Annotated in this window: 18 protein-coding genes; 2 read left to right on the top strand and 16 right to left on the bottom strand. The window is 74.1% G+C overall.

Going from position 1 to position 19,746, the window contains the following annotated elements:
- Positions 1–43 precede the first annotated feature (43 nt).
- The 14 genes from ACFXMG_RS29285 to ACFXMG_RS29220 form a co-directional block, all read right to left on the bottom strand.
- Positions 44–1,678: an ABC-F family ATP-binding cassette domain-containing protein gene (locus tag ACFXMG_RS29285; RefSeq protein WP_383816587.1), complete on the bottom strand. Its 1,635-nt coding sequence runs from the start codon at positions 1,676–1,678 to the stop codon at positions 44–46.
- 241 nt (positions 1,679–1,919) lie between these two features.
- Entirely contained in the window at positions 1,920–2,234 is a 315-nt protein-coding gene (locus ACFXMG_RS29280) for a hypothetical protein (protein ID WP_383816590.1), read from the bottom strand.
- Entirely contained in the window at positions 2,231–2,824 is a 594-nt protein-coding gene (locus tag ACFXMG_RS29275) for an RNA polymerase sigma factor (protein ID WP_383816592.1), read from the bottom strand. The genes ACFXMG_RS29280 and ACFXMG_RS29275 overlap by 4 nt, the downstream gene beginning before the upstream one ends.
- A gap of 227 nt (positions 2,825–3,051) precedes the next feature.
- Positions 3,052–4,473, bottom strand: a complete 1,422-nt coding sequence (locus ACFXMG_RS29270) for an amino acid permease (RefSeq protein ID WP_383816595.1) — start codon at positions 4,471–4,473, stop codon at positions 3,052–3,054.
- Between the two features lie 83 nt (positions 4,474–4,556).
- Positions 4,557–6,329 (bottom strand): hypothetical protein, encoded by a 1,773-nt coding sequence (locus tag ACFXMG_RS29265; protein ID WP_383816597.1) that lies wholly within the window; start codon positions 6,327–6,329, stop codon positions 4,557–4,559.
- Positions 6,330–6,410: 81 nt separating this feature from the next.
- Positions 6,411–7,646 carry a kynureninase gene (kynU, locus tag ACFXMG_RS29260; RefSeq protein ID WP_383816600.1) on the bottom strand — a complete coding sequence of 412 codons (1,236 nt, stop codon included), beginning with the start codon at positions 7,644–7,646 and terminating at the stop codon, positions 6,411–6,413.
- Positions 7,640–8,689 carry a 4-hydroxy-2-oxovalerate aldolase gene (gene dmpG / locus ACFXMG_RS29255; protein WP_383816603.1) on the bottom strand — a complete coding sequence of 350 codons (1,050 nt, stop codon included), beginning with the start codon at positions 8,687–8,689 and terminating at the stop codon, positions 7,640–7,642. The genes kynU and dmpG overlap by 7 nt, the downstream gene beginning before the upstream one ends.
- On the bottom strand, positions 8,686–9,600 hold the full coding sequence (locus tag ACFXMG_RS29250) for an acetaldehyde dehydrogenase (acetylating) (RefSeq protein ID WP_383816606.1): 915 nt from the start codon (positions 9,598–9,600) through the stop codon (positions 8,686–8,688). Before ACFXMG_RS29250 ends, dmpG begins: the two co-directional genes overlap by 4 nt.
- On the bottom strand, positions 9,597–10,619 hold the full coding sequence (locus ACFXMG_RS29245; protein ID WP_383816608.1) for an amidohydrolase family protein: 1,023 nt from the start codon (positions 10,617–10,619) through the stop codon (positions 9,597–9,599). Before ACFXMG_RS29245 ends, ACFXMG_RS29250 begins: the two co-directional genes overlap by 4 nt.
- Complete coding sequence (locus tag ACFXMG_RS29240; protein WP_383816611.1) at positions 10,616–11,188, bottom strand: 3-hydroxyanthranilate 3,4-dioxygenase; 573 nt, start codon at positions 11,186–11,188, stop codon at positions 10,616–10,618. Before ACFXMG_RS29240 ends, ACFXMG_RS29245 begins: the two co-directional genes overlap by 4 nt.
- Positions 11,185–11,604, bottom strand: a complete 420-nt coding sequence (locus ACFXMG_RS29235) for a RidA family protein (protein WP_383816614.1) — start codon at positions 11,602–11,604, stop codon at positions 11,185–11,187. The genes ACFXMG_RS29240 and ACFXMG_RS29235 overlap by 4 nt, the downstream gene beginning before the upstream one ends.
- Positions 11,601–12,362: a 2-keto-4-pentenoate hydratase gene (locus ACFXMG_RS29230; protein WP_383816617.1), complete on the bottom strand. Its 762-nt coding sequence runs from the start codon at positions 12,360–12,362 to the stop codon at positions 11,601–11,603. Before ACFXMG_RS29230 ends, ACFXMG_RS29235 begins: the two co-directional genes overlap by 4 nt.
- Positions 12,359–13,180 carry a 2-keto-4-pentenoate hydratase gene (locus tag ACFXMG_RS29225; protein WP_383816618.1) on the bottom strand — a complete coding sequence of 274 codons (822 nt, stop codon included), beginning with the start codon at positions 13,178–13,180 and terminating at the stop codon, positions 12,359–12,361. Before ACFXMG_RS29225 ends, ACFXMG_RS29230 begins: the two co-directional genes overlap by 4 nt.
- Positions 13,177–14,592 (bottom strand): 2-hydroxymuconic semialdehyde dehydrogenase, encoded by a 1,416-nt coding sequence (locus ACFXMG_RS29220; RefSeq protein ID WP_383816621.1) that lies wholly within the window; start codon positions 14,590–14,592, stop codon positions 13,177–13,179. Before ACFXMG_RS29220 ends, ACFXMG_RS29225 begins: the two co-directional genes overlap by 4 nt.
- Before the next feature lie 160 nt (positions 14,593–14,752).
- Here ACFXMG_RS29220 and ACFXMG_RS29215 point away from each other — a divergent pair, with 160 nt between their 5' ends.
- Positions 14,753–15,706 carry a LysR substrate-binding domain-containing protein gene (locus ACFXMG_RS29215; RefSeq protein ID WP_383816624.1) on the top strand — a complete coding sequence of 318 codons (954 nt, stop codon included), beginning with the start codon at positions 14,753–14,755 and terminating at the stop codon, positions 15,704–15,706.
- A 23-nt stretch (positions 15,707–15,729) separates the two neighbouring features.
- On the opposite strand, the gene ACFXMG_RS29210 is transcribed toward ACFXMG_RS29215, so the two are convergent.
- Together ACFXMG_RS29210 and ACFXMG_RS29205 are read right to left on the bottom strand one after the other, a co-directional pair.
- Complete coding sequence (locus ACFXMG_RS29210) at positions 15,730–17,391, bottom strand: acyl-CoA dehydrogenase family protein (RefSeq protein WP_383816626.1); 1,662 nt, start codon at positions 17,389–17,391, stop codon at positions 15,730–15,732.
- A gap of 141 nt (positions 17,392–17,532) precedes the next feature.
- A complete protein-coding gene (locus tag ACFXMG_RS29205; RefSeq protein ID WP_383816629.1) occupies positions 17,533–18,141 on the bottom strand; it encodes a TetR/AcrR family transcriptional regulator in 609 nt (202 codons plus the stop codon).
- Between the two features lie 75 nt (positions 18,142–18,216).
- On the opposite strand from ACFXMG_RS29205, the gene ACFXMG_RS29200 reads away from it, so the two are divergent.
- Positions 18,217–19,740, top strand: a complete 1,524-nt coding sequence (locus ACFXMG_RS29200) for a class I adenylate-forming enzyme family protein (protein ID WP_383816632.1) — start codon at positions 18,217–18,219, stop codon at positions 19,738–19,740.
- Positions 19,741–19,746: the final 6 nt, after the last annotated feature.

Below are 19,746 nucleotides of genomic sequence, written 5' to 3'. Positions count from 1 at the left end.
CGGCCTCCTGGCCCCGCGCGTGCTGGGGCTCTCCACCTCGGGGTCACTCCCCGGGAGCTCCCGTGGTCCGCAGTGTGCCGTTCTCCAGGCGCAGGCGGCGGTTCACCCCGATCGCGGCGAGGAAGCGCTCGTCGTGGCTGACGACCATGAAGGCGCCGCGGTAGGCGTCGAGGGCACTCTCCAACTGGGCTACGCCTACCAGGTCGAGGTTGTTGGTCGGCTCGTCGAGCAGGAGCAGGTGGGGCGCCGGTTCGGCGCACAGGACGCAGGCGAGGGTGGCGCGGAGGCGCTCGCCGCCGGAGAGGACCTCTACGGGGAGGTGGGCGCGGGCGCCGCGGAAGAGGAAGCGGGCGAGGAGGTTCATGCGGTCCGCTTCGGGGCGAGCGGGGGCGAACGCGGCGAAGTTCTCCGCCACCGTCAGGTTCGGATCCAGCAGGTCGAGGCGCTGGGAGAGGTAGGCGACGCGGCCGGCGCCGCGCTTGACCGAGCCCTCGTCCGGGGTGAGTTCACCGGTGACGAGGCGCATCAGGGTCGTCTTGCCCGAGCCGTTGGGGCCGGTCAGGGCGATCCGCTCCGGGCCTCGTACCGACAGGTCGACACCGCCCTCGGCGAACACCTCCCGACCGGCGTGCCGGACCTGGAGGGCCTCGCCCAGGAAGAGGTCGCGTCCGGCCGGTACCTGGGTGTCGGGCAGCTCCAGGACGAGGCGCTGCTCCTCCCGGAGGGCCCGCTCCGCCTCGTCGAGGCGGGCCCGGGCCTCGCCCACGCGGTGCGCGTGCGTCTGCCCGGCGCGCCCGGCGGACTCCTGGGCGCCCCGCTTCATGTTCCCGGCGAAGATCCGCGGCAGCCCGGCGCTCTTCAGGTTCCGGGCGGCGTTGCTCGCCCGCCGGTCGGCCCGCTCGCGGGCCTGCTGGAGCTCCCGCTTCTCCCGCTTCAGCTCCTGCTCCGCGTTGCGTACGTTCTTCTCCGCGACCTCCTGCTCGCCGCGCACGGCCTCCTCGTACGCGCTGAAGTTCCCGCCGTACAGGCGCAGTCGGGAGGCGCCGAGCTCGGCGATCCCGTCCATCCGGTCCAGCAGCGCCCGGTCGTGCGCGACGACGAGCAGCAGCCCGTCGAAGTCCGCCAGCGCGTCGTACAGCGTGTGCCGGGCGTCCGTGTCGAGGTTGTTCGTCGGCTCGTCGAGCAGCAGCACGTCGGGCCGCTTGAGCAGCTGCGCGGCGAGGCCGAGGGAGACGACCTGGCCGCCGCTGAGGGTGCCCAGGGCGCGGTCCAGGGCGAGCCCGCCGAGTCCGAGCCGGTCGAGCTGGGCGCGGGTGCGCTCCTCCACGTCCCAGTCGTCGCCGATGGTGGTGAAGTGCTCCTCGCGCACGTCGCCGGACTCGACGGCGTCCAGCGCGCGGATCACGTCGGCGACACCGAGCACGTCGGCGACGGTGAGGGCGGCGGTCAGGGGCAGGGTCTGCGGCAGATATCCGAGGGTGCCGCCGACGGCGACCGCGCCCGCGGTGGGGCGCAGCTCGCCGGCGATCAGCCGGAGCAGGGTGCTCTTCCCGGAGCCGTTGGGCGCGACCAGACCGGTGCTGCCGCTGCCGAGGCTGAACGACAGCTCGTGGAAGACGGGGGTGTCGTCGGGCCAGGAGAAGGACAGGTCCGAGCAGACGACGGTGGCGTGAGACATGGAGGTGACCTCGGGGGAGGACAGGGGGACGGGCGACGGATACGGCTCCGCCCCGGGCAGACGAGGGAAAAGGGGTACGACACATGAGGCCGCTCCGGTGGCGCGCTCATCGGCGCGTCCGGGGGCCGTCAGCTCCGGATCTCACCCGGAGATGTCGTCGTCACCCGCCATGTCTGCCGCTCCTCGTCAGGGGTCAAGGTCCCCGCCAGCGTAACAGCCGGCCTCGCCGGACCCCCGGGATTTACGTCCGTGCCACGGCGAGGGTGCACACGCCGTCCGCGCACTGGCGCTCCAGCCGGCCCCGGGAGATCGTCTGGGCCAGACCGACCATCCAGCAGGTGGGGCACCCGCGGAAGGCGATCAGCGCCAGCGGGGCCGCCAGCAGGGTGGCGGGTCCGGCGACGGGCACCAGGGCGATCGAGCCGATGATCAGCCCGAAGCCGAGGGCGCCGCGCGCCAGGTGGCGCGGCACGGACTTGCTCGCGAAGTCCGGCCCCTGAGCGGGCTTCACGGCGTCGGTGGGCTTCACGGCGTCGACGTTCGAGACATGGTTCATGATCGCGGGTCTCCTTCTTCTGAGTGAGGACCGGGCGCCACCTCGGTCGCCGCCAGGGAGTGGCGGAGGGCGGCGCGCGCCCGGTGGAGCCGGGACTTCATCGCCGCGTTGCTCAGGCCCAGCGCGTGGGCGACGGTCCTGCCGGGCAGCCCCTGCACGTCCCGCATGATCAGGACCTGCCGCTGCTCCCGGGGCAGGGCCCCGACGGCGGCGGCGATCCGCCGCGCCTCCAGCCGGTGCAGGACCGCCTCCTCGGCGGACGGCCCGGCGGCCGTCTCCGGAGCGGTGGCCACCGGCTCCTCGGTCCGGGCGACGAGCGCCCGGACCTGCCGGAGGCACTCGTTGCGCACGATGCGGAACATCCACGAGGCGAGCGCCCCCGTCGCCCGCAGGGTGCCGATCTTCCGGTAGAGGATGATCAGCGCCTCCTGCGCCGCGTCCTCCGCGTCCTGCGGGGAGGCGCACAGCGACAGGGCGAACTTCCGCACGTGCGGCTGCGATTCCATGACGACGGTGGTCAGCGAGGCGACGTCGCCGTCCTGGGCGGCCCTGACGAGCTGCTCGTCCGGCCAGGAGAAGGGTCGGTTCATCTGCTCTTCCTCGTGCTCTGCGGGCTCCCGTGGGCGGGCGCGGCTCAGGCCCGGCTCCGGTACCGCCGCAGCAGGTGCCAGGTGCACGCTCCGACGAGCAGGACTCCGACGACGACGAGGCCGGTGATGAGCATGATGTCTCCTTCCGCTCGTACCGGCCCGTGCGGCCGGTACACGGACAAGAGGCGGCGGAGCCCGCAGAGGATTCGCGTCCGGCGCGGATTTCTTTACGACTGTTCGCCGGCCGGGGCGGAGGGCACTCCTCCGGTGCGGTTCGCCCGCCGCGCGCCGGTCAGGGCGTAACAGACCAGGAGGACCAGGGTGAAGGCGAGGCCGATGCCGGCCGCCTGCCGCATGTCGGGGACCTCGACGGCGGTCGCGGCGACGGCCAGGACGCCGACACCGGCCACGACCGCGAGCTTGTCGCCGCCGGGGATGCTGAAGCCGGTGAACTCCTCCGGGTGCGCGTTCCGGTGGCGGCGGAAGGCCACGTACGAGGCGAGGATCAGCAGCCACACCATCAGGACGGCGAAGAGGGCGATCGACATCAGGATCCCGAAGAGCCCGCTGACGTCGTAGAACGCGAGCAGCGCGGCGACCGCGATGCCGAGGGTGGAGGCGGCCAGGGCGACGGCGGGCACGCCGCGCCCGCTCAGCCGGGCCATCGGCGCCGGGGCGAGGCCGTCGCCGCCGAGCGAGTGCAGCAGCCGCGAGGCGCCGTACAGGTGGGCGTTGGCGGCGGACATGGCGGCGATGAGGACGACCATGTTGGTGACGGTCGCAGCGGCGGGCACCCCGATCTCCGTGAAGACCGTCACGAAGGGGCTGGCCTCGACGCTGCCGTCACCGGCGGCGAGTCTGCGCCACGGGATCAGCGCGAGGACGAGGGTGATGGAGAGGAGGTAGAAGAAGGCGAGCCGCCAGGCCAGTTGGCGCATCGCGGTCCGGATCGTGCGCTGCGGGTCGGTGGCCTCGGCGGAGGCGATGGCGACGACCTCGAAGCCGGCGTACGCGAACATCACCACGGACATGCCGATCCAGACGGCCTTGGCGCCGTGCGGGAGGAAGCCGCCGTCGTCGGTGAGGTGGGCGAGGCCGGTGGCCTCGGTGTCGGGCAGGCCGAAGAAGACGAGCAGCGCGGCGCAGAGCACGAAGGCGCACAGCGCCACGACCTTGACGGTGGAGAGCCAGAACTCCGTGGTGCCGAAGGACTTCACGCTGATGACGTTGACGGCCAGGACGATCGCGGCGATCGCCACGATGGCCAGCGACATCGGCACCCCGGGCCACCACCAGCGGATGTAGAGGGCGGAGGCGACGACCTCCGTGCCGATGACCACGACCGCGCTGAACCAGTACAGCCACCGGCTGAGGAATCCGGCCCACGGGCCGAGGTAGCGGTGGGCGACGGTGCCGAACGAGCCCGGCACGGGGTGGGCGGCGGACATCTCGCCGAGCAGGACGGCGATGACGGCGACCAGCACCGCGCCGATCACGTACGAGACGATCACGGCGGGTCCGGCGACGGATATCGCCGTGCCGGAGCCGAGGAAGAGACCGGTGCCGAGCGCGGAGCCCAGCCCGATCATGGTGGTCTGCCGGTGGGTGAGCGAGCGGACCAGGCCGGTGGATTCGCCGGTTGCGGGCATGGCGGAGGAACCCTTCTGGGGACGGGAGGGAGGGAGACCGGGGGGCGAAGCGAAGGGGAACGGAAGGGAGAGGAAGGGGCGGGTCAGAACTCGCTGGTGCGGAACGGCTTCGCGGGGCGGTCGAGGTCCGGCTTGCCCAGGACCTTCGAGGACAGGGCGTAGATGCCGTGGTTGGTCAGCGCCCAGGCGATGTTGCGGTCCCACTCCACGTAGACCCCGTGGGTCTGGTTGCCGTACGCGTACTCCGCCGTGTCCCGGCCGTACGCCTTGGGCACGAAGTACGCGGAGATCTCGGGCTTCGCCGGGTCGGAGACGTCGAAGAACTGCACGCCCGCGTTGTAGAAGCCGTATCCGAGGAGACCGGCGTCGTGGCGGCCCGGGTTGGTGTAGTAGCCGGTCCGCTTGGGGCCGAAGCTGCCCCGGCGCTGGCAGTAGTCGTCGAAGCCGGCCGTGCGCGGCGGGACGGGGCGGGGGAGGGCGCCGACGACGCGGGGGCGGGCCGGGTCGCGGACGTCGATCTGGTAGACGTCCTTGTACGGCTCGTAACAGTCCTCGGTGAGCGGGTAGCCCGAGTAGTAGATCATCCCGGTCTTCTCGTACTGGGAGACGTCGATGTTGTCGCCCTCGGTGCCCGCCACCGACTCGGGCAGGTCCAGATGCGCCACCGTCCGCATGTCCGACGGGTCGGAGACGTCGAGGACCGTCAGGCCGTATCCGCCCATCGCGGCGAAGGCGTAACGCCCGCCCTTCTCCACGGGCTTGGGGAGGAAGAGCGGCATCCGGGCGCCCATCCAGCTGGTGCGGTTCCCGCAGCGCGGGTTCTTCCGGTACGCCGCGTCCTCGCCGGTGCGCTGGCCCGGGAGGTGCCAGGTGTCGAGGAGCTTCGGGCGGGCCGGGTCGGACATGTCCCAGGACTGGTAGCCGGCCGAGTGCAGGTTCGTCGGGTACTCGGTGCCGGAGTACGTGTCGTCGGGCGCCGTGGCGAGGAACATGTACCGCCCGCCCGTCCAGTGGGGCACGTCGATCGAGCCGGAGCCCTGCTGCGCGGACGCCGGGTCGGAGCGGAGCGGATCGGCCTGGGTGGAGTCGGTGGAGACCGTGGCCAGCAGCTTCCAGTCCTTCTTGCGCGGGCCGTCCAGCCGGTAGACCTTGAAGCCCTTGAGGCCGGGCTTCTCGCGCAGTTTCCGTACGCCGTCGGGGTTGTTGTACTTGTCGAGCGGCGGGTGGTCGGAGAGTTCGGAGATCTGCCGCTTGCTCTCGAAGCTCTGGACCATCACGTAGGCGCCGAGCTTCTCGCTCCACTGGACGGTGGAGGCGCCCCAGTAGTCGTGCGCCGCCCAGTCGCCGTTGGCGCGCGTCTCGTCGCCGCCGACGTCCTCGCGGCTCAGCTTCTCCACCACCTTCACCTTCTTGACGTCGGTGATGTCGTAGACGCGGCCCTCGGATCGGTCGTACTGGAAGAGGTAGCGGCGCCCGTCGAAGTCGACGACGTTCTGCCAGGTGTGGAAGTAGTCCGGGGTGAAGTCGGCGCCCTCGTACGCCGCTTCGACCTTCATGTTCTTGATGTACGACCGGGTGTCGTACGCCTCCGCGCGGCCCGGGAACGGGTGGTCGGACTCCTCGTCGACCGGGGTGAGGGAGGGGTGCCGGAAGGTGCCGTCCAGCTGCATGCCGTACGCGCCGGGGTCGGCGGGTCCGGGCCGGCGGTCGGCGCAGACGGCGACGACGTCCGGGTCGGCGGCAGCGGCGGCGGCCGTCCCGGTGGTGGCGCCGGAGACTCCGGGGACGAGCAGCGTGGCCGTCGCGGCGGCGGCGACACCGGCGGCGAGCGCCGCGTTCCTGCGGGTGGAGCGCATGGGCGGTCCTTTCGAAGACGTACGCGGGGGGGGCGGGGATCGAGGACGTGCGCGGGCGGAGGGGCAGGGGCAGGGGTGGGCTCAGGTGACGGTCGGGCGCTGCTGGAACTCGGGGGCCCGGTGGGCGCCGGAGGTCACGACGTCCCTCAGCTCCTCGACGGCGCGCAGGACGTCGGCGTGGGACACGTACAGGGCGTTGAAGCCGAAGCGGAGCAGGTCGGGGGCGCGCATGTCGCCGATCACGCCCCGGGCGGTGAGCGCGGCGACGAGCGGGTACGCCTCCGGGTGCCGCAGCGCGACCTGGCTGCCCCGGCGGGCCGGGTCGCGCGGGGTGGCGGGGGTGAAGCCGAGGCCGTCGAGGAGGGCGTCGGCGCACTCCTGGAAGAAGCCGGTGAGGGACAGGCTCTTCTTCCGCACCTCGGCCATCTCCACCCCGTCGAAGGCGGTGAGCGCCGCCTCCAGGGCGAGCAGGGACAGCAGGGCGGGCGTGCCGATCCTGGCCCGGCCGATGCCCGGCCCGGGGGCGTAGCTGCCGGACATAGCGAAGGGGTCGGCGTGCCCGTGCCAGCCGGTCAGCGGGTGGTCGAAGGCGTCCTGGTGGCGGGCGGCGACATACGCGAAGGCCGGGGCGCCCGGCCCGCCGGACAGGTACTTGTATCCGCAGCCGACCGCGAAGTCCGCGCCGACGGCGTCGAGTTCGACGGGGAGCGCGCCCGCCGCGTGGCAGAGGTCCCAGTGCGCCAGGGCTCCGGCGGCGTGCGCGGCGGCGGTGAGCGCGCCCATGTCGTACAGCTCGCCGGTGCGGTAGTCCACCGGGGCGTACGCGGCGACGGCCACGTCCGCGCCCTCGGCGGCCAGGAAGGCGGCGGCCTCCCGGGCGGGGACCCGGCGGACGTCGAGGCCGAGGAGCCGGCCGACCGAGTCGGCGATGTACTGGTCGGTGGGGAAGTGGTCGGGGTCGGTCAGCAGCAGCCGGCGTCCGGGCCGCAGCCGCGCGGCCGCGAGGAGGGTGTTGAAGAGCTGGACGCTGGTGGAGTCCCCGGCGACGACCTGCCCCGGGGCCGCGCCGATCAGCCGTCCGACGGCGTCGCCGGTCCGCGTCGGCGCCTCCCACCAGCCGTTGGCGTTCCAGGAGCGGATCAGGTCGGTGCCCCACTGGCGGTGCACGGCGTCCTGAAGGGCCGCGGGGACGGCGGCGGGCAGCGCGCCCAGCGAGTTCCCGTCCAGGTACACCACCCCCTCGGGGAGGAGGAAGCGGGAGCGGACGGGGGCGAGGGGGTCGGCCGCGTCCAGCGCGGCGGCGCGCTCGGTCAGCATGAGGGTTCTCCAACGGTGGTGCGGGGGGCGGCGGTCCGGGGCGGGCGGGCGAGGTCGAGGGCGATGTCCGTGAGCAGGTCCTCCTGCCCGCCGACCAGCCGGCGGCGGCCCGCCTCGACGAGCAGGTCGCGGGTGTCGAGGCCGTACCGCAGGGCGGTGGTCTCGGCGTGGCGCAGGAAGCTGGAGTACACCCCGGCGTATCCGAGCGTGAGCGTCTCCCGGTCGATCCGCACGGGCCGGTCCTGCGTCGGCCGGACGAGTTCCTCGGCGGCGTCCATCAGGGGGAACAGCGCGCAGCCGTGCTCCCAGCCCATGAGGTCGAAGACGGCGACGGTCGGCTCCAGCGGCGCGTTCCCCGCGCCCGCGCCCTGCCCGGCGAGCGAGGCGTCGACGCGGCGGGCGCCGGCCTCCACGGCCGTGACGCTGTTGGCCACGCCGAGCCCCAGGTTGTGGTGGGCGTGGATGCCGATCTCGGTCGCCGGGTCGAGGACGTCGCGGTAGGCGCGGACCCGTTCCCGTACGCCGTCCATCGTCAGCCGGCCGCCTGAGTCGGTGACGTACACGCAGTGCGCGCCGTACGACTCCATCAGGCGTGCCTGTGCGGCGAGTTCGGCCGGCGGGGCGAGGTGGGACATCATCAGGAAGCCCGACACGTCCATGCCGAGCTCGCGGGCGAGGCCGATGTGCTGGGCGGAGATGTCGGCCTCGGTGCAGTGGGTGGCGACGCGGACCGAGGTGACGCCGAGCGCGTGGGCGCGGCGCAGGTCCTCCGCGGTGCCGATGCCGGGCAGCAGCAGGGTGGTCAGCCGGGCCCGGTGGAGGACCTCGGCGGCGGCCTCCAGCCACTCCCAGTCGGTGTGCGCGCCGGGGCCGTAGGTGACGGACGAGCCGGAGAGGCCGTCGCCGTGGGCGACCTCGACGGCGTCGACGCCCGCCGCCTCCAGGGCGGCGGCGATGGCCCGGACCTGGGCGGTGGTGTAGCGGTGGGAGACGGCGTGCATGCCGTCCCGCAGGGTGACGTCCTGGACGTAGACCGAGGTCATCCGAGGCGGCTCCGTTCGGCCAGGCGCTCGGCGGTGCGCAGCGCGGCGGAGGTCATGATGTCGAGGTTCCCGGCGTAGGCCGGGAGGTAGTGGGCGGCTCCCTCGACCTCCAGGTACACGGAGACGAGCAGCCGGCCGCCGCCCCCGAGACGGGTCAGCGGGTCGTCGGCGGCCAGGGCGCGGAACTGCGGCTCCTGCTTGAGCCGGTAGCCGGGCACGTAGGCGGCGACGGAGGCGGCCATGGCGTGCACGGACGCCGTGACCTCGTCGGTGTCGCAGTCGTCGACGACGCAGTGCACGGTGTCCCGCATGAGCAGCGGCGGGTCGGCCGGGTTGAGCACGATGATGGCCTTGCCGCGGGCCGCGCCGCCGACCCGCTCCAGCGCCCGGGCGGTGGTCTCCGTGAACTCGTCGATGTTGGCCCGCGTGCCGGGTCCGGCCGACCGGGAGGCGATCGAGGCGACGATCTCCGCGTAGTGGACGGGTGTCACGGCGGCGACGGCGGCGACGACCGGGACGGTGGCCTGGCCGCCGCAGGTGACCATGTTGACGTTCCGCGCGTCCAGGTGCTGGTCGAGGTTGACCGGCGGGACGACGTACGGGCCTATCGCCGCCGGGGTCAGGTCGATGAGCGTCTTGCCGTACGGGGCGAGCGCGGCGGCGTTGCGGTGGTGGGCGGCGGCGGAGGTCGCGTCGAGGACGAGGTCGATCTCGTCGAAGCCGTCGAGCGCGATCAGCCCGGCCACCCCGCCCGCGCTGGTCGGCACGCCGAGCCGGCGGGCCCGGGCGAGCCCGTCCGACTCCGGGTCGATGCCGATCATCGCGGCGGGCGTGACGACGCCCGCGCCGCGGACGAGCTTGATGAGGAGATCGGTGCCGATGTTGCCCGATCCGATCACGGCGGCCTTCACCGTACGGCCTCCTTCAGCGGGGTGGTCAGTCCGAAGAAGCGGACGGCGTTGCCGCCGAGGACGGCGGCCCGCTCCCGCGGGGTGAGGGCGCTCTCGCGCACCAGCCGGCCGATCTCCTCCTCGCCGAGCGGGAACGGGTGGTCGGAGCCGAGCAGCACCCGCTCCGCGCCCATCACGTCCACCAGCAGGCGCAGCGCCCCGGGGTCGAAGACGGCCGAGTCGACGGAGAACCGGTCGGTGTAGTGCGACGGCGGGTGCGGGCTGTCGGCCCGGACGAGGTCGCGCCGGTGCCAGGCGTTGTCGGCCCGCCCCAGCAGGTACGGGAAGCTGCCGCCGCCGTGCGCGAACAGCAGCCGCAGCGAGGCCGGGAGGCGCTCGAAGGCGCCGGAGAGGATCAGCGACAGGATCGTCAGATGGGTCTCGCCCGCCATGCCCGCCAGCCAGGCCAGCATGTACCGCGCGTGGCGCGGACCGGACGGCAGGTCCCACGGGTGGACGAGGACGGCCGCGTTCTGCTCCGCGCAGTGGGTGAGGAACTCGGTCAGCGCCCCGTCGTCGAGGTCGCGGTCGCCGAGGTGGTTGCCGATGTGGACGCCGTGGAAGCCCTGCCGCATCGCCTCGCTCAGCACCTCGCAGGCCGCCTCGGTGTCCTGGAGCGGCACCTGGCACAGCGGGGCCAGCCGGTCGGGGGCGTACGCCCCGTACCGCAGCAGGTGCGCGTTGACGGTCCGGCACCAGTCGGCGGCCCGGCCGGCCTCCAGGCCGTAGCCGAAGAGCAGCGGGGTGCTGGAGAGGACCTGGACGTCGACGCCGAGCCGGTCGAGGTCGGCGACGCGGGCGGCCGGGTCCCACAGGGTGCGCCGCACCGGCCGGTACTCGGTGGAGCCGGCCATCATCATCCCGGCGTCCGGGCCGTCCGTGGTGCGCAGCCAGGGGCTGTCGTCCGAGCCGGTGAGCCGCCGGGACTCGGCGCGGTCCAGCTCGGGGAAGACGTGCGCGTGGACGTCGACGACGGTCATGCGCCGCCCGCCTCGTCGCGGCGGGTGCGCGGGCGCAGTTCCTCGGGCCAGTCGCGGCCGGGGTGGAGCGCGCCGCAGTGTCCGCAGGTGCGGGCGGCGTCGTCGGCGTAGAAGGCGCCGAAGACGGGCGGGAGGTCGTCGACGATGGAGGTGAGCTGGACCTCGCTGCGGTGCACGAGGTGGTGGCACTCCACGCAGTACCACTCGAAGGCGTCGAGGGCACCGCGCGGGCGGGCGAACTCGACGACGAGCCCGATGCTGTCCTCCTCCGGCCGCTGCGGGGAGTGGCGCAGATGGGCCGGGGCGAGGAAGACGTCGCCCTCGCGGATGTGGAGGTCGCGCGGGGGCCGGCCCTCCTCCTCCATGACGCGCAGCACCATGTCGCCCTTGAGCTGGTAGAAGAACTCCTCGATCGGATCGTCGTGGAAGTCGGTGCGGCGGTTGGGGCCGCCGACGACGGTCACCATCAGGTCGGCGTCCTGCCAGATCTGGACGTTGCCGACCGGCGGCTTCAGCAGGTGGCGGTGCTCGTCGATCCAGGCGTGGAGGTTGAACGGTCGCAGGGTCATCGGCTCTGTTCCTCGCTCTCGGGAAGGTGGGCCACCGCGCTGATCTCGATCAGCAGGTGGGGGTGGGGGAGTTGGTGGACGGCGACGGTGGTGCGGGTCGGGCCGGTCTCGTCGAAGTACTCGGCGTAGACCTCGTTGTAGCCGCCGAAGTCGTTCATGCTGACGAGATACGCCGTCACCGACACGAGGTCGTCGAGACCGCCGCCCGCCGCCGCCAGGAGGCTCGCGATGTTGTCGAGCACGGCCCGGGTCTGGACGCGGATGTCGAGGTCCGTCACGCCCATCGGGTCGGCGCTCGCCCCGGCGAAGCCGCCGTCCGGGCGGCGGGAGCTCGTACCGGACACGAAGACCAGATCGCCCGCGCGCCTGAGGTGCGGGAAGCGCCCGCGGGGCGGGGCGGCGCCGGGGACGATCACGCCGCCTCCCCGGTGGTGAGCGCGACCGAGCCGAGGCGGGCGACGGTGGCCCGCACGTGCGTGCCGGGCGGCAGGGGTACGGCGGCGGTGGCCGCGCCCGCGAGGATCACCGTGCCGGGGGCCAGCGGACCGGCGAGCCGGGCCGCGGCGGCCAGCGCGCGCAGCGGATGTCCGAGGATCGCGGCGGTCGAGCCGGTCTCGGCCGGGCGCCCGTCGAGCTCCAGGAGCACCCCGAGGTTGCCGAGCGCGCCGAGGCCGCCCAGTTCGCCCGGCGTCGTCCAGGGCCCGACCGCGTAGGCCGCGGCGGAGGTGTTGTCGGCGATGACCTCGGGGAGCGAGAAGCGGAAGCCGTCGTAGCGGGAGTCGATGACCTCCAGCGCGGGCGCCACCGCGGCGACCGCCGCCGCCGGGTCGCCGCCCGGGGCCAGGGTGCCGCCGAGGAGGAAGGCGACCTCCGGCTCGACCCGCGGATGGATCAGCCCGGCGACCTCGCACCGGCCGCCGTCCGCGACCTCCATCCGGTCCGTCAGCCGCCCGTGGATCAGGTCGGCCACCCCCATCTGCCGCATCTTGGCGAGGCTGGTGAACCCCAGCTTCACGCCCGTCGGCCGCTCGCCGCGGGCCAGCCGCCGCGCGACCAGCGCCTCCTGCACCGCGTACGCCTCGGCGGCGTCCGCGAGACCGCTCCCGCCGCCGGGCAGCGGGCGCGCCTCCAGCGCGGCCCTGTCCAGGGCCTCGGCCAGTGCCGTCGTGCTCATCGGGCGTCCCCTTCCGTCCCGGCGCGCCCGAAGGCCGCGCGCACCGAACCGAGTCCCTCGATACGGGCTTCCAGTACGTCCCCGGGCTCCACGGCCGTCATCGGCCCGAGCGCGCCGGTCAGCACGGTGTCGCCGGCCCGCAGCGGCCGGCCGAGCCGGACGAGCGTGTCGGCCAGCCACACGGCCGCGTGCAGCGGATGCCCGAGGCAGGCGACGCCCGCGCCGGTGGAGACGGGCTCGCCCCGCCGCTCCAGCACCATCCCGGCGGTGCGCAGGTCCAGCGCGCGCAGCGGCACGGGGCGGGTGCCCAGGACGTAGGCGCCGCTGGAGGCGTTGTCGGCGACGGTGTCGACGGCCGTGATGTCCCAGTCGCGGATCCGGCTGCCGACCACCTCGACGGCCGGCAGCGCGAACGCGACCGCCCGGATCACGTCGGCCACCGTGTGCCGCTCGTGGCCGAGGTCGCGCTCCAGGACCAGGGCCACCTCGGCCTCGGCCTTCGGCTGGAGCACCGTCCCCCAGGGGATCTCGGCGCCGTCCGGCACGGCCGTGTCGTCGAGGAGCACGCCGAAGTCCGGGGTGTCGACGCCGAGCTGCGCCTGCACGGCAGGGGAGGTCAGGCCGATCTTCCAGCCGGTGACCCGCCGTCCGGCGGCCAGTCGGCGTTCGGTGAGGAGGGACTGGACGGCGTAGGCGGCGTCCAGGTCGCCGGGCGGCAGCAGGTCCCGGACCGGGGCGCACGGGACCCCGGTGCGGTGCGCCTCCTCCAGGCGTGCGGCGGCGGCCGTCACGGCCGTGGTCGCGGGGAGAGTAGTCACAGCTTCACGCACACATTCATCGGCTCGGAGAAGAAGTCGAGGGAGTGGTCGCCGCCCTCGCGCCCGATCCCGGACGCCTTCACCCCGCCGAACGGGGTGCGGAGGTCGCGCAGGTTCCAGGTGTTGACCCAGGCGATGCCGACGTCGAGGGCGGGGGCGACGCGGTGGGCGCGGCTCACGTCCCCGGTCCACACCGTGGCGGCGAGCCCGTACGGGCCCGCGTTGGCCAGGGCCAGCGCCTCCTCCTCGGTGTCGAAGGGCGCCAGGTGCACGACGGGGCCGAAGATCTCCTCCCGGACGGCCGGGTGGTCCTCCAGCAGCCCGGCCAGCACGGTCGGTTCCACCCAGAAGCCGCCGTCCCGCGCGTCGCCGAACGACGGCACCCCGCCGCCCGCCAGGACCTCGCCGTCGGCGGCGGCCCTGGCCAGGTGGCCGAGGACCTTGTCGCGGTGGGCGGCGGAGATCATCGGGCCGTAGCCGGCCGCCTCCTTCGCCCCGGCCGCGAGCGCCCCGGCGAACGCCTCGAACACCGGCCGCTCCACGTACACCCGCTCGGTGCACAGACACACCTGCCCGCTGTGCGTGAACGCCGACCGCAGGGTCCCCTCCACGGCCCGCTCCAGGTCCGCGTCGGCGAAGACGAGGCCCGCGTTCTTGCCGCCGAGCTCGAAGGAGACGGGGGCCAGCCGGTCCGCGGCCGCCCGCATGATCGCCGAACCGGTACGGGACTCGCCGGTGAAGGCGACCGCGTCCACCCCGGGGTGCTCGGTGAGCCACTGCCCGGCCGCGTCCGCGCCCTGCCCGTGCACCAGGTTGAAGACGCCCGCCGGAAGCCCGGCAGCGTCGATCACCTCCGCCAGCAGACAGGCCGTGGACGGCGTGAGTTCCGACGGCTTGGCGACCACCGTGTTGCCCATGGCGAGGGCCGGGGCGACCTTCCAGGTGAGCAGCAGCAGCGGCAGGTTCCACGGCGAGACCACCGCGACCACGCCGAGCGGCTTGCGCACCGTGTAGTTCAGCGCCCCGCGCCCGTCCGGGGTCGGGGTGTGCCAGGACCGCTCGCTCCGGCCGGCCAGGAGGTCCGCGTAGGAGCGGAAGTTGGCCACCGCCCTCGGGATGTCGACCGCCGAGGCCAGCTCGCGGGGCTTGCCGGTGTCCGCGCACTCGGCGGCGACGAACGCGTCGAACCGCTCCTCGATGCCGTCCGCGATCCGGTGCAGCGCCCGCGACCGCTCGGCCGGGCTCCACCGCGCCCACGGCCCGCGCAGCGCCTCCCGGGCCGCGTCCACCGCCCGGCCGACGAGCTCCCGCGAGGCCGCGGGCACCTCGCCGACGGTGCGCCCGGTGACCGGGTCGACGAGCGGGAACGGCACGCCGGACGCGTCGAACCCGCCTCCTACGTAATGCCGCACGGGTGAACTCACCTTGCAGACCTCCGTTGCTGGGCCGGGGGCTGTCCGAAACTCGCCCCCGGGGCGTGCCGGTATAGTGCGCCCACCCAGCTATGCCGATCCAATGCCGATCGGTGTGAGAGGTATAGCGATCTTGGTATAGAGGGTGGAGACGGTTGCGATGGATCTGCTGGACGGCCGGCTGAAGTTCCGGCACCTGACCCTGCTCCTCGCGGTGTTCGAGCACGGGAGCGTGGTGCGGGCGGCCGAGACCCTGCACCTCACCCAGCCCGCGGCGACCCGGACGCTCAGGGAGCTGGAGGCCATCGCCGACCTGCCGCTGTTCGTGCGCGTGCCGCGCGGGATGCGGCCGACCGTCTACGGCGAGGCCCTCGTCGCCCACGCCCGCGCGGTCGTCGCGGAGGTGCGGCGCGCCGAGGAGCACCTCACGGGGCTCCGGCAGGGGCAGGACGGCACGGTCACCGTGGGCACGCTGCTGGCGGGCGCCAACGTGCTGCTGCCCCGGGCCGTCGCCCGGCTGAAGCGGGAGCGCCCCCGGCTCACGGTCGTCGTCCGGGAGGGCACCCCGGACGTGCTCCACCCGGCGCTGCTCGGCGGCGAACTCGACGTGATCGTCGGCCGGGTGGGCGCCGCGCCCGCCGAGGGCGAGAAGGTGCGGCAGCGGATGCTCTACCGCGAGCCGATCCGGCTCGCCGTCCGCTCCGGGCACCCGCTGCTGGCCGAGGGGGACGTCACGCTCACGGACGCCCTCGGCTTCCCGTGGATCCTGCCGGTCGAGCAGACCGCCCTCCGCCACGAGCTGGGCGCGCTCTTCGTGGACCGCGGCCTGTCGCTGCCGGCGGACCGCGTGGAGTGCACGTCCATCCTGACCATGCGGGCGCTGCTGCTCCAGACCGACATGGTCGCGCTCCTGCCGGAGCTGGTCCTGCGCGACGACGAGCACCTGGCGGCGCTCCCGGTCGAACTGCCCTCCGTGGGAAGGACGGTGGGCGTCACCGAGGCCGCCCACCGCACCCGTACCCCCGCCCTCGCCGCGCTCCTGCACCACCTCGACGAGGAGGCGGCCGTCCTGCGCGAGACCTTGGGCGGAGGCGCGGGCGTGTCGGGCCGGTAGGTCGGACGCGCCCGGGAGGTCCGTCAGACCGGGAGGCGGTTCAGCAGCCCCGTGAAGTCCGTCGACGGCGGGAGGGTGCCGAAGGCGAGGCCCTGGTCGCCGGAGAGCCGCGACGCGCAGAAGGCGTCGGCGACCGCGGCGGGGGCGTGCCGGACCAGGAGCGAGCCCTGGAGGACGAGCGCGGCCCGCTCGGCGACCCGGCGGGCGCGCAGCGGGGCGTCCTCGGTGAGCCGCAGCTCGCCCTGGAGCTCCGTCCAGGCCGCGTCGAGCCGCCGGTCGGCGCCGGACGCCGCCTCGACCTCCGCCCGGAAGGCCGCCAGGGCCTCGGGCTCGCGGGCCAGGGCGCGCAGCAGGTCCAGGGCGCTGACGTTGCCGGAGCCCTCCCAGATGCTGTTGAGGGGGGCCTCGCGGTAGAGGCGCGGCATGCCTGACGCCTCGTCATAACCGTTGCCGCCCAGGCATTCCAGGGCCTCGGCGACGGCGGCCGGCTGCCGCTTGCAGACCCAGTACTTGCCGACGGCCGTGGCGAGGCGCAGGAAGGCGCGCTCGCCCTCGTCGCCGCGCTGGGCGCGGTCGGCCGCGCCCGCCAGCCGCAGGCCGAGGGTGGTGGCCGCCTCCGACTCCAGGGCCAGGTCGGCGAGGACGTTCCGCATCAGCGGCTGGTCGATCAGCGTGGCACCGAAGACCGAGCGGTGGCGGGCGTGGTGGGCGGCCTGGGCGAGGGCGCCGCGGATGCCGGCGGCGGAGCCGAGCACACAGTCCAGGCGGGTCATCGTCACCATGTCGATGATGGTCCGCACACCCTTGCCCTCGGCGCCGACCAGCCACGCGACGGTGTCGTCGAACTCCGGCTCGCTGCTCGCGTTGGAGCGGTTGCCGAGCTTGTCCTTGAGCCGCTGGATGCGGAAGGTGTTGCGGCCGCCGTCGGGCAGGACGCGCGGGACGAGGAAGCAGGAGAGCCCGCCGGGCGCCTGCGCGAGGACGAGGAAGACGTCGTTCATCGGCGCGCTGGTGAACCACTTGTGCCCGCGCAACCGCCAAGTGCCGTCCGGGAGTTCGGTGGCCGTGGTGGTGTTGGCGCGTACGTCGCTGCCGCCCTGCTTCTCGGTCATGCCCATCCCGGCGAGCAGCCCGCGCTTGCCCGTCGGGGTGCGCAGCCCGGGGTCGTACGAGCGGCTGGTGAGCAGCGGCACGTACGTCTTCGCCAGCTCGGGGGAGTGGCGCAGCGCCGGGACGACGGCGTACGTCATCGATATCGGGCACAGGTGGCCCTGCTCCAGCATCGTGGCGAGCATGAAGCCGCCGGCCCGCGCGACGTGGGCGCCCGGCCGCTCGTCGGCCCAGGCGGAGCCGGCGAGGCCCTCGCTCACGGACAGGTCCATGAGCCGGTGGTAGGCCGGGTGGAACTCGACCTCGTCGATCCGGTTGCCGTACCGGTCGTGGGTGCGCAGCTCGGGCTCGTGGCGGTTGGCCTGGTCCGCCCAGTGCTGGGCCTCCTCGCCGGTGACGACGCGGCCGAAGCGGTGCAGGTCCGCCAGGTGCCACCCGGCGCCCTCGCGCTCGACGCCTTCGAGCAGCACCGGGTCGTCCGCGGCGTCGTGGCCGGTCAGCGGCGGGGTCTGGTTGGTGACGGCGTGCGTCACGGCGGTGGGACGGCTCTGGGGTGTGGCGTCGGTGAGAGTCACGGTGGCTGCTCCGGGAGACGAGGTCGGACGTGAGGACGGGGCGACGGTGGAGGCGGGGCGGAGGGAGCGGGGTGCGGGCCGGGCCAGGTGCAGGGACCGAGGCCGGGGTCGGGGCCGGGGCCCGGGGTCGGGGGCGGCGGGTTACGGCGACGGCGCGCCCGCGCAGCGCAGCGCCATCGCGGTGAGCTCGGCGAGGAGGGCGTCGGTGGTGGTCGCGGCGGGCGCGCCGAGCGGGTCGACCAGGACCTCGCCGATCGCGCCGGTGAGCGCGGCGGCGGTGATCTCGCCGTTCTGCTCCGGCAGCACCCCCTCCGCGATCCCCTCGCGCACCACCTCGGCGAAGAGCGCGCGGTAGCGGCGCCGGAAGTCCAGCCGCTCGGCGCCCACGGCGGGCTCGGCCGGGGCGGCGAGCAGCGCGTAGGCGAGCCCGCGGTTCTCCAGGGCGCGCCGGGCGAAGACCTGGATGCCGCGGCTGAGCCGCTCGACCGGGTCGCCGGGCTCGGCCAGCACTTCGCCGAGCACCTGCACCTCGCGCCCGGCGGCGCGCCGGAAGACCTCCACGGCGAGCGCCGCCTTGGAGGGAAAGTGCTGGTAGACGGAGCCGGCCGCGATCCCGGCGGCGTCGGCGACCGCGGTCACGGACGCCTGGGACCAGCCCACCTCGGCGACGACCGAGGTGGCGCAGGCGACCAGGTGCTCCCGGGCCGCTTCGAGCCGGCGGATTTCGGCTGGGGTCTTGCGGTAGGCCATGGAAGAAGTGAACCATCATTCAGAGTTTCCCGCCACGGTCGGCTCCCTTCCGGCCCGGCACGTCAGGAGAACGTGATGCACCTCTGCGCCCTGCTGGACAGCGTCGTTCGCTCGGCCGGCACCAAGGAAGCCGTCGTCTACGGCGAACAGCGCTGGACCTACGGCGAGTTCGCCACCGCGGCCCGGCGTGCCGCGACCGTGCTGCGCGAGGCCGGGGTCCGGCCCGGCGACCGCGTGGCGGTGATGACGTACAACACCCCGGCCTTCCTCCACGCCGCCTTCGGCGCCTGGTACGCGGGCGCCACCCTCGTCCCCGTCAACCACAAGCTCCAGACCGCCGAGGTCGCCCGCCAGCTGGAGCACTGCGGCGCCCGCCTCGCGGTCGTCGACGCCGAGATAGGCTCCCGGGCCACCTCGGCGGAGACGGACGCCGCCTGGCTGGTCAGCCACCCGGACGCGGACGCGGGCAGCCGCCCCGCCGACTCCTTCGAGTCCCTCCTCGCCGCCGCCGAGCCCTGGACCGGCGAGCCCGGGAGCGACGACGAGATCGCGCAGGTCCTGTACACCTCGGGCACCTCCGGCACCCCCAAGGGCTGCGTCCACACCCACCGCGGCATCGCCCTCACCGCCACCTACACCGCCGCCACCGTCCCCCTCCACCGGGACGAGCGCTTCCTGATCTGCATGCCGATCTGGCACGCCTCCCCGCTCAACAACTGGACCCTCGGCACCCTCCTGCTGGGCGGCACCGTCGTCCTCCAGCGCGAGTACGACCCGCGCGGCATGCTGGAGGCCGTCCAGCGGCACGGCGTCACCGCCGTCTTCGGCGCGCCGATCGCGCTGATCGCACCCGTGCAGGCCGTCGACGACTTCGCCTCGTACGACCTGTCCTCCGTGCGCGCCTGGATCTACGGCGCGGGCCCCCTCGACGCCGACACCGCCCGGCGCCTGATGAAGGCGTACGGCTCCGACTCCTTCCACCAGGTCTACGGCATGAGCGAGATGGGCCCCGTCGGCGCCTCGCTCTCACCCGCCGAGCAGGTGGAGAAGGCCGGCGCCATCGGCCGCGGCGGGATGGCCGGCGTGGACCTCAGGGTGGTGCGCCCGGACGGCACCGACGCCCGGGCCGGCGAGGAGGGCGAGATCTGGCTGCGCTCGGACACCCGCATGGTCGGCTACCTCGGCGACGAGGAGGCCACCGCCGAGGTCTTCGCCGGCGACTGGTACCGCAGCGGCGACCTCGGCCGCGTCGACGAGGACGGCTTCGTCACCGTCGTCGACCGGATGAAGGACGTCATCATCACCGGCGGCGAGAACGTGGCCTCGCAGGAGGTCGAAGGCGTCCTCCGCGGCCACCCGGACATCGCCGACGTCGCCGTCGTCGGCCGCCCGCACCCCCAATGGGGCGAGACCGTCGTCGCCTTCGTGGTCCCCCGCGCGGACGCCCGCCCGGACACCGACGGGGTCCGCGCCTGGATGGAGCCCCTGATGGCCCGCTACAAGATCCCCCGCGAGGTCGTGCTCCGCGACCACCTCCCCCGTACGCCCTCCGGCAAGGTCACCAAGCACGTCCTGCGGGCGGAACTGACCGGGGCGTGAGCGGGG

It is taken from the genome of Streptomyces sp. NPDC059201 (genome assembly GCF_042754585.1).
Lineage (GTDB): Bacteria > Actinomycetota > Actinomycetes > Streptomycetales > Streptomycetaceae > Streptomyces.
Note: the sequence above shows the minus strand (reverse complement) of the source record. Positions and strands in the feature narration are given on the sequence as shown.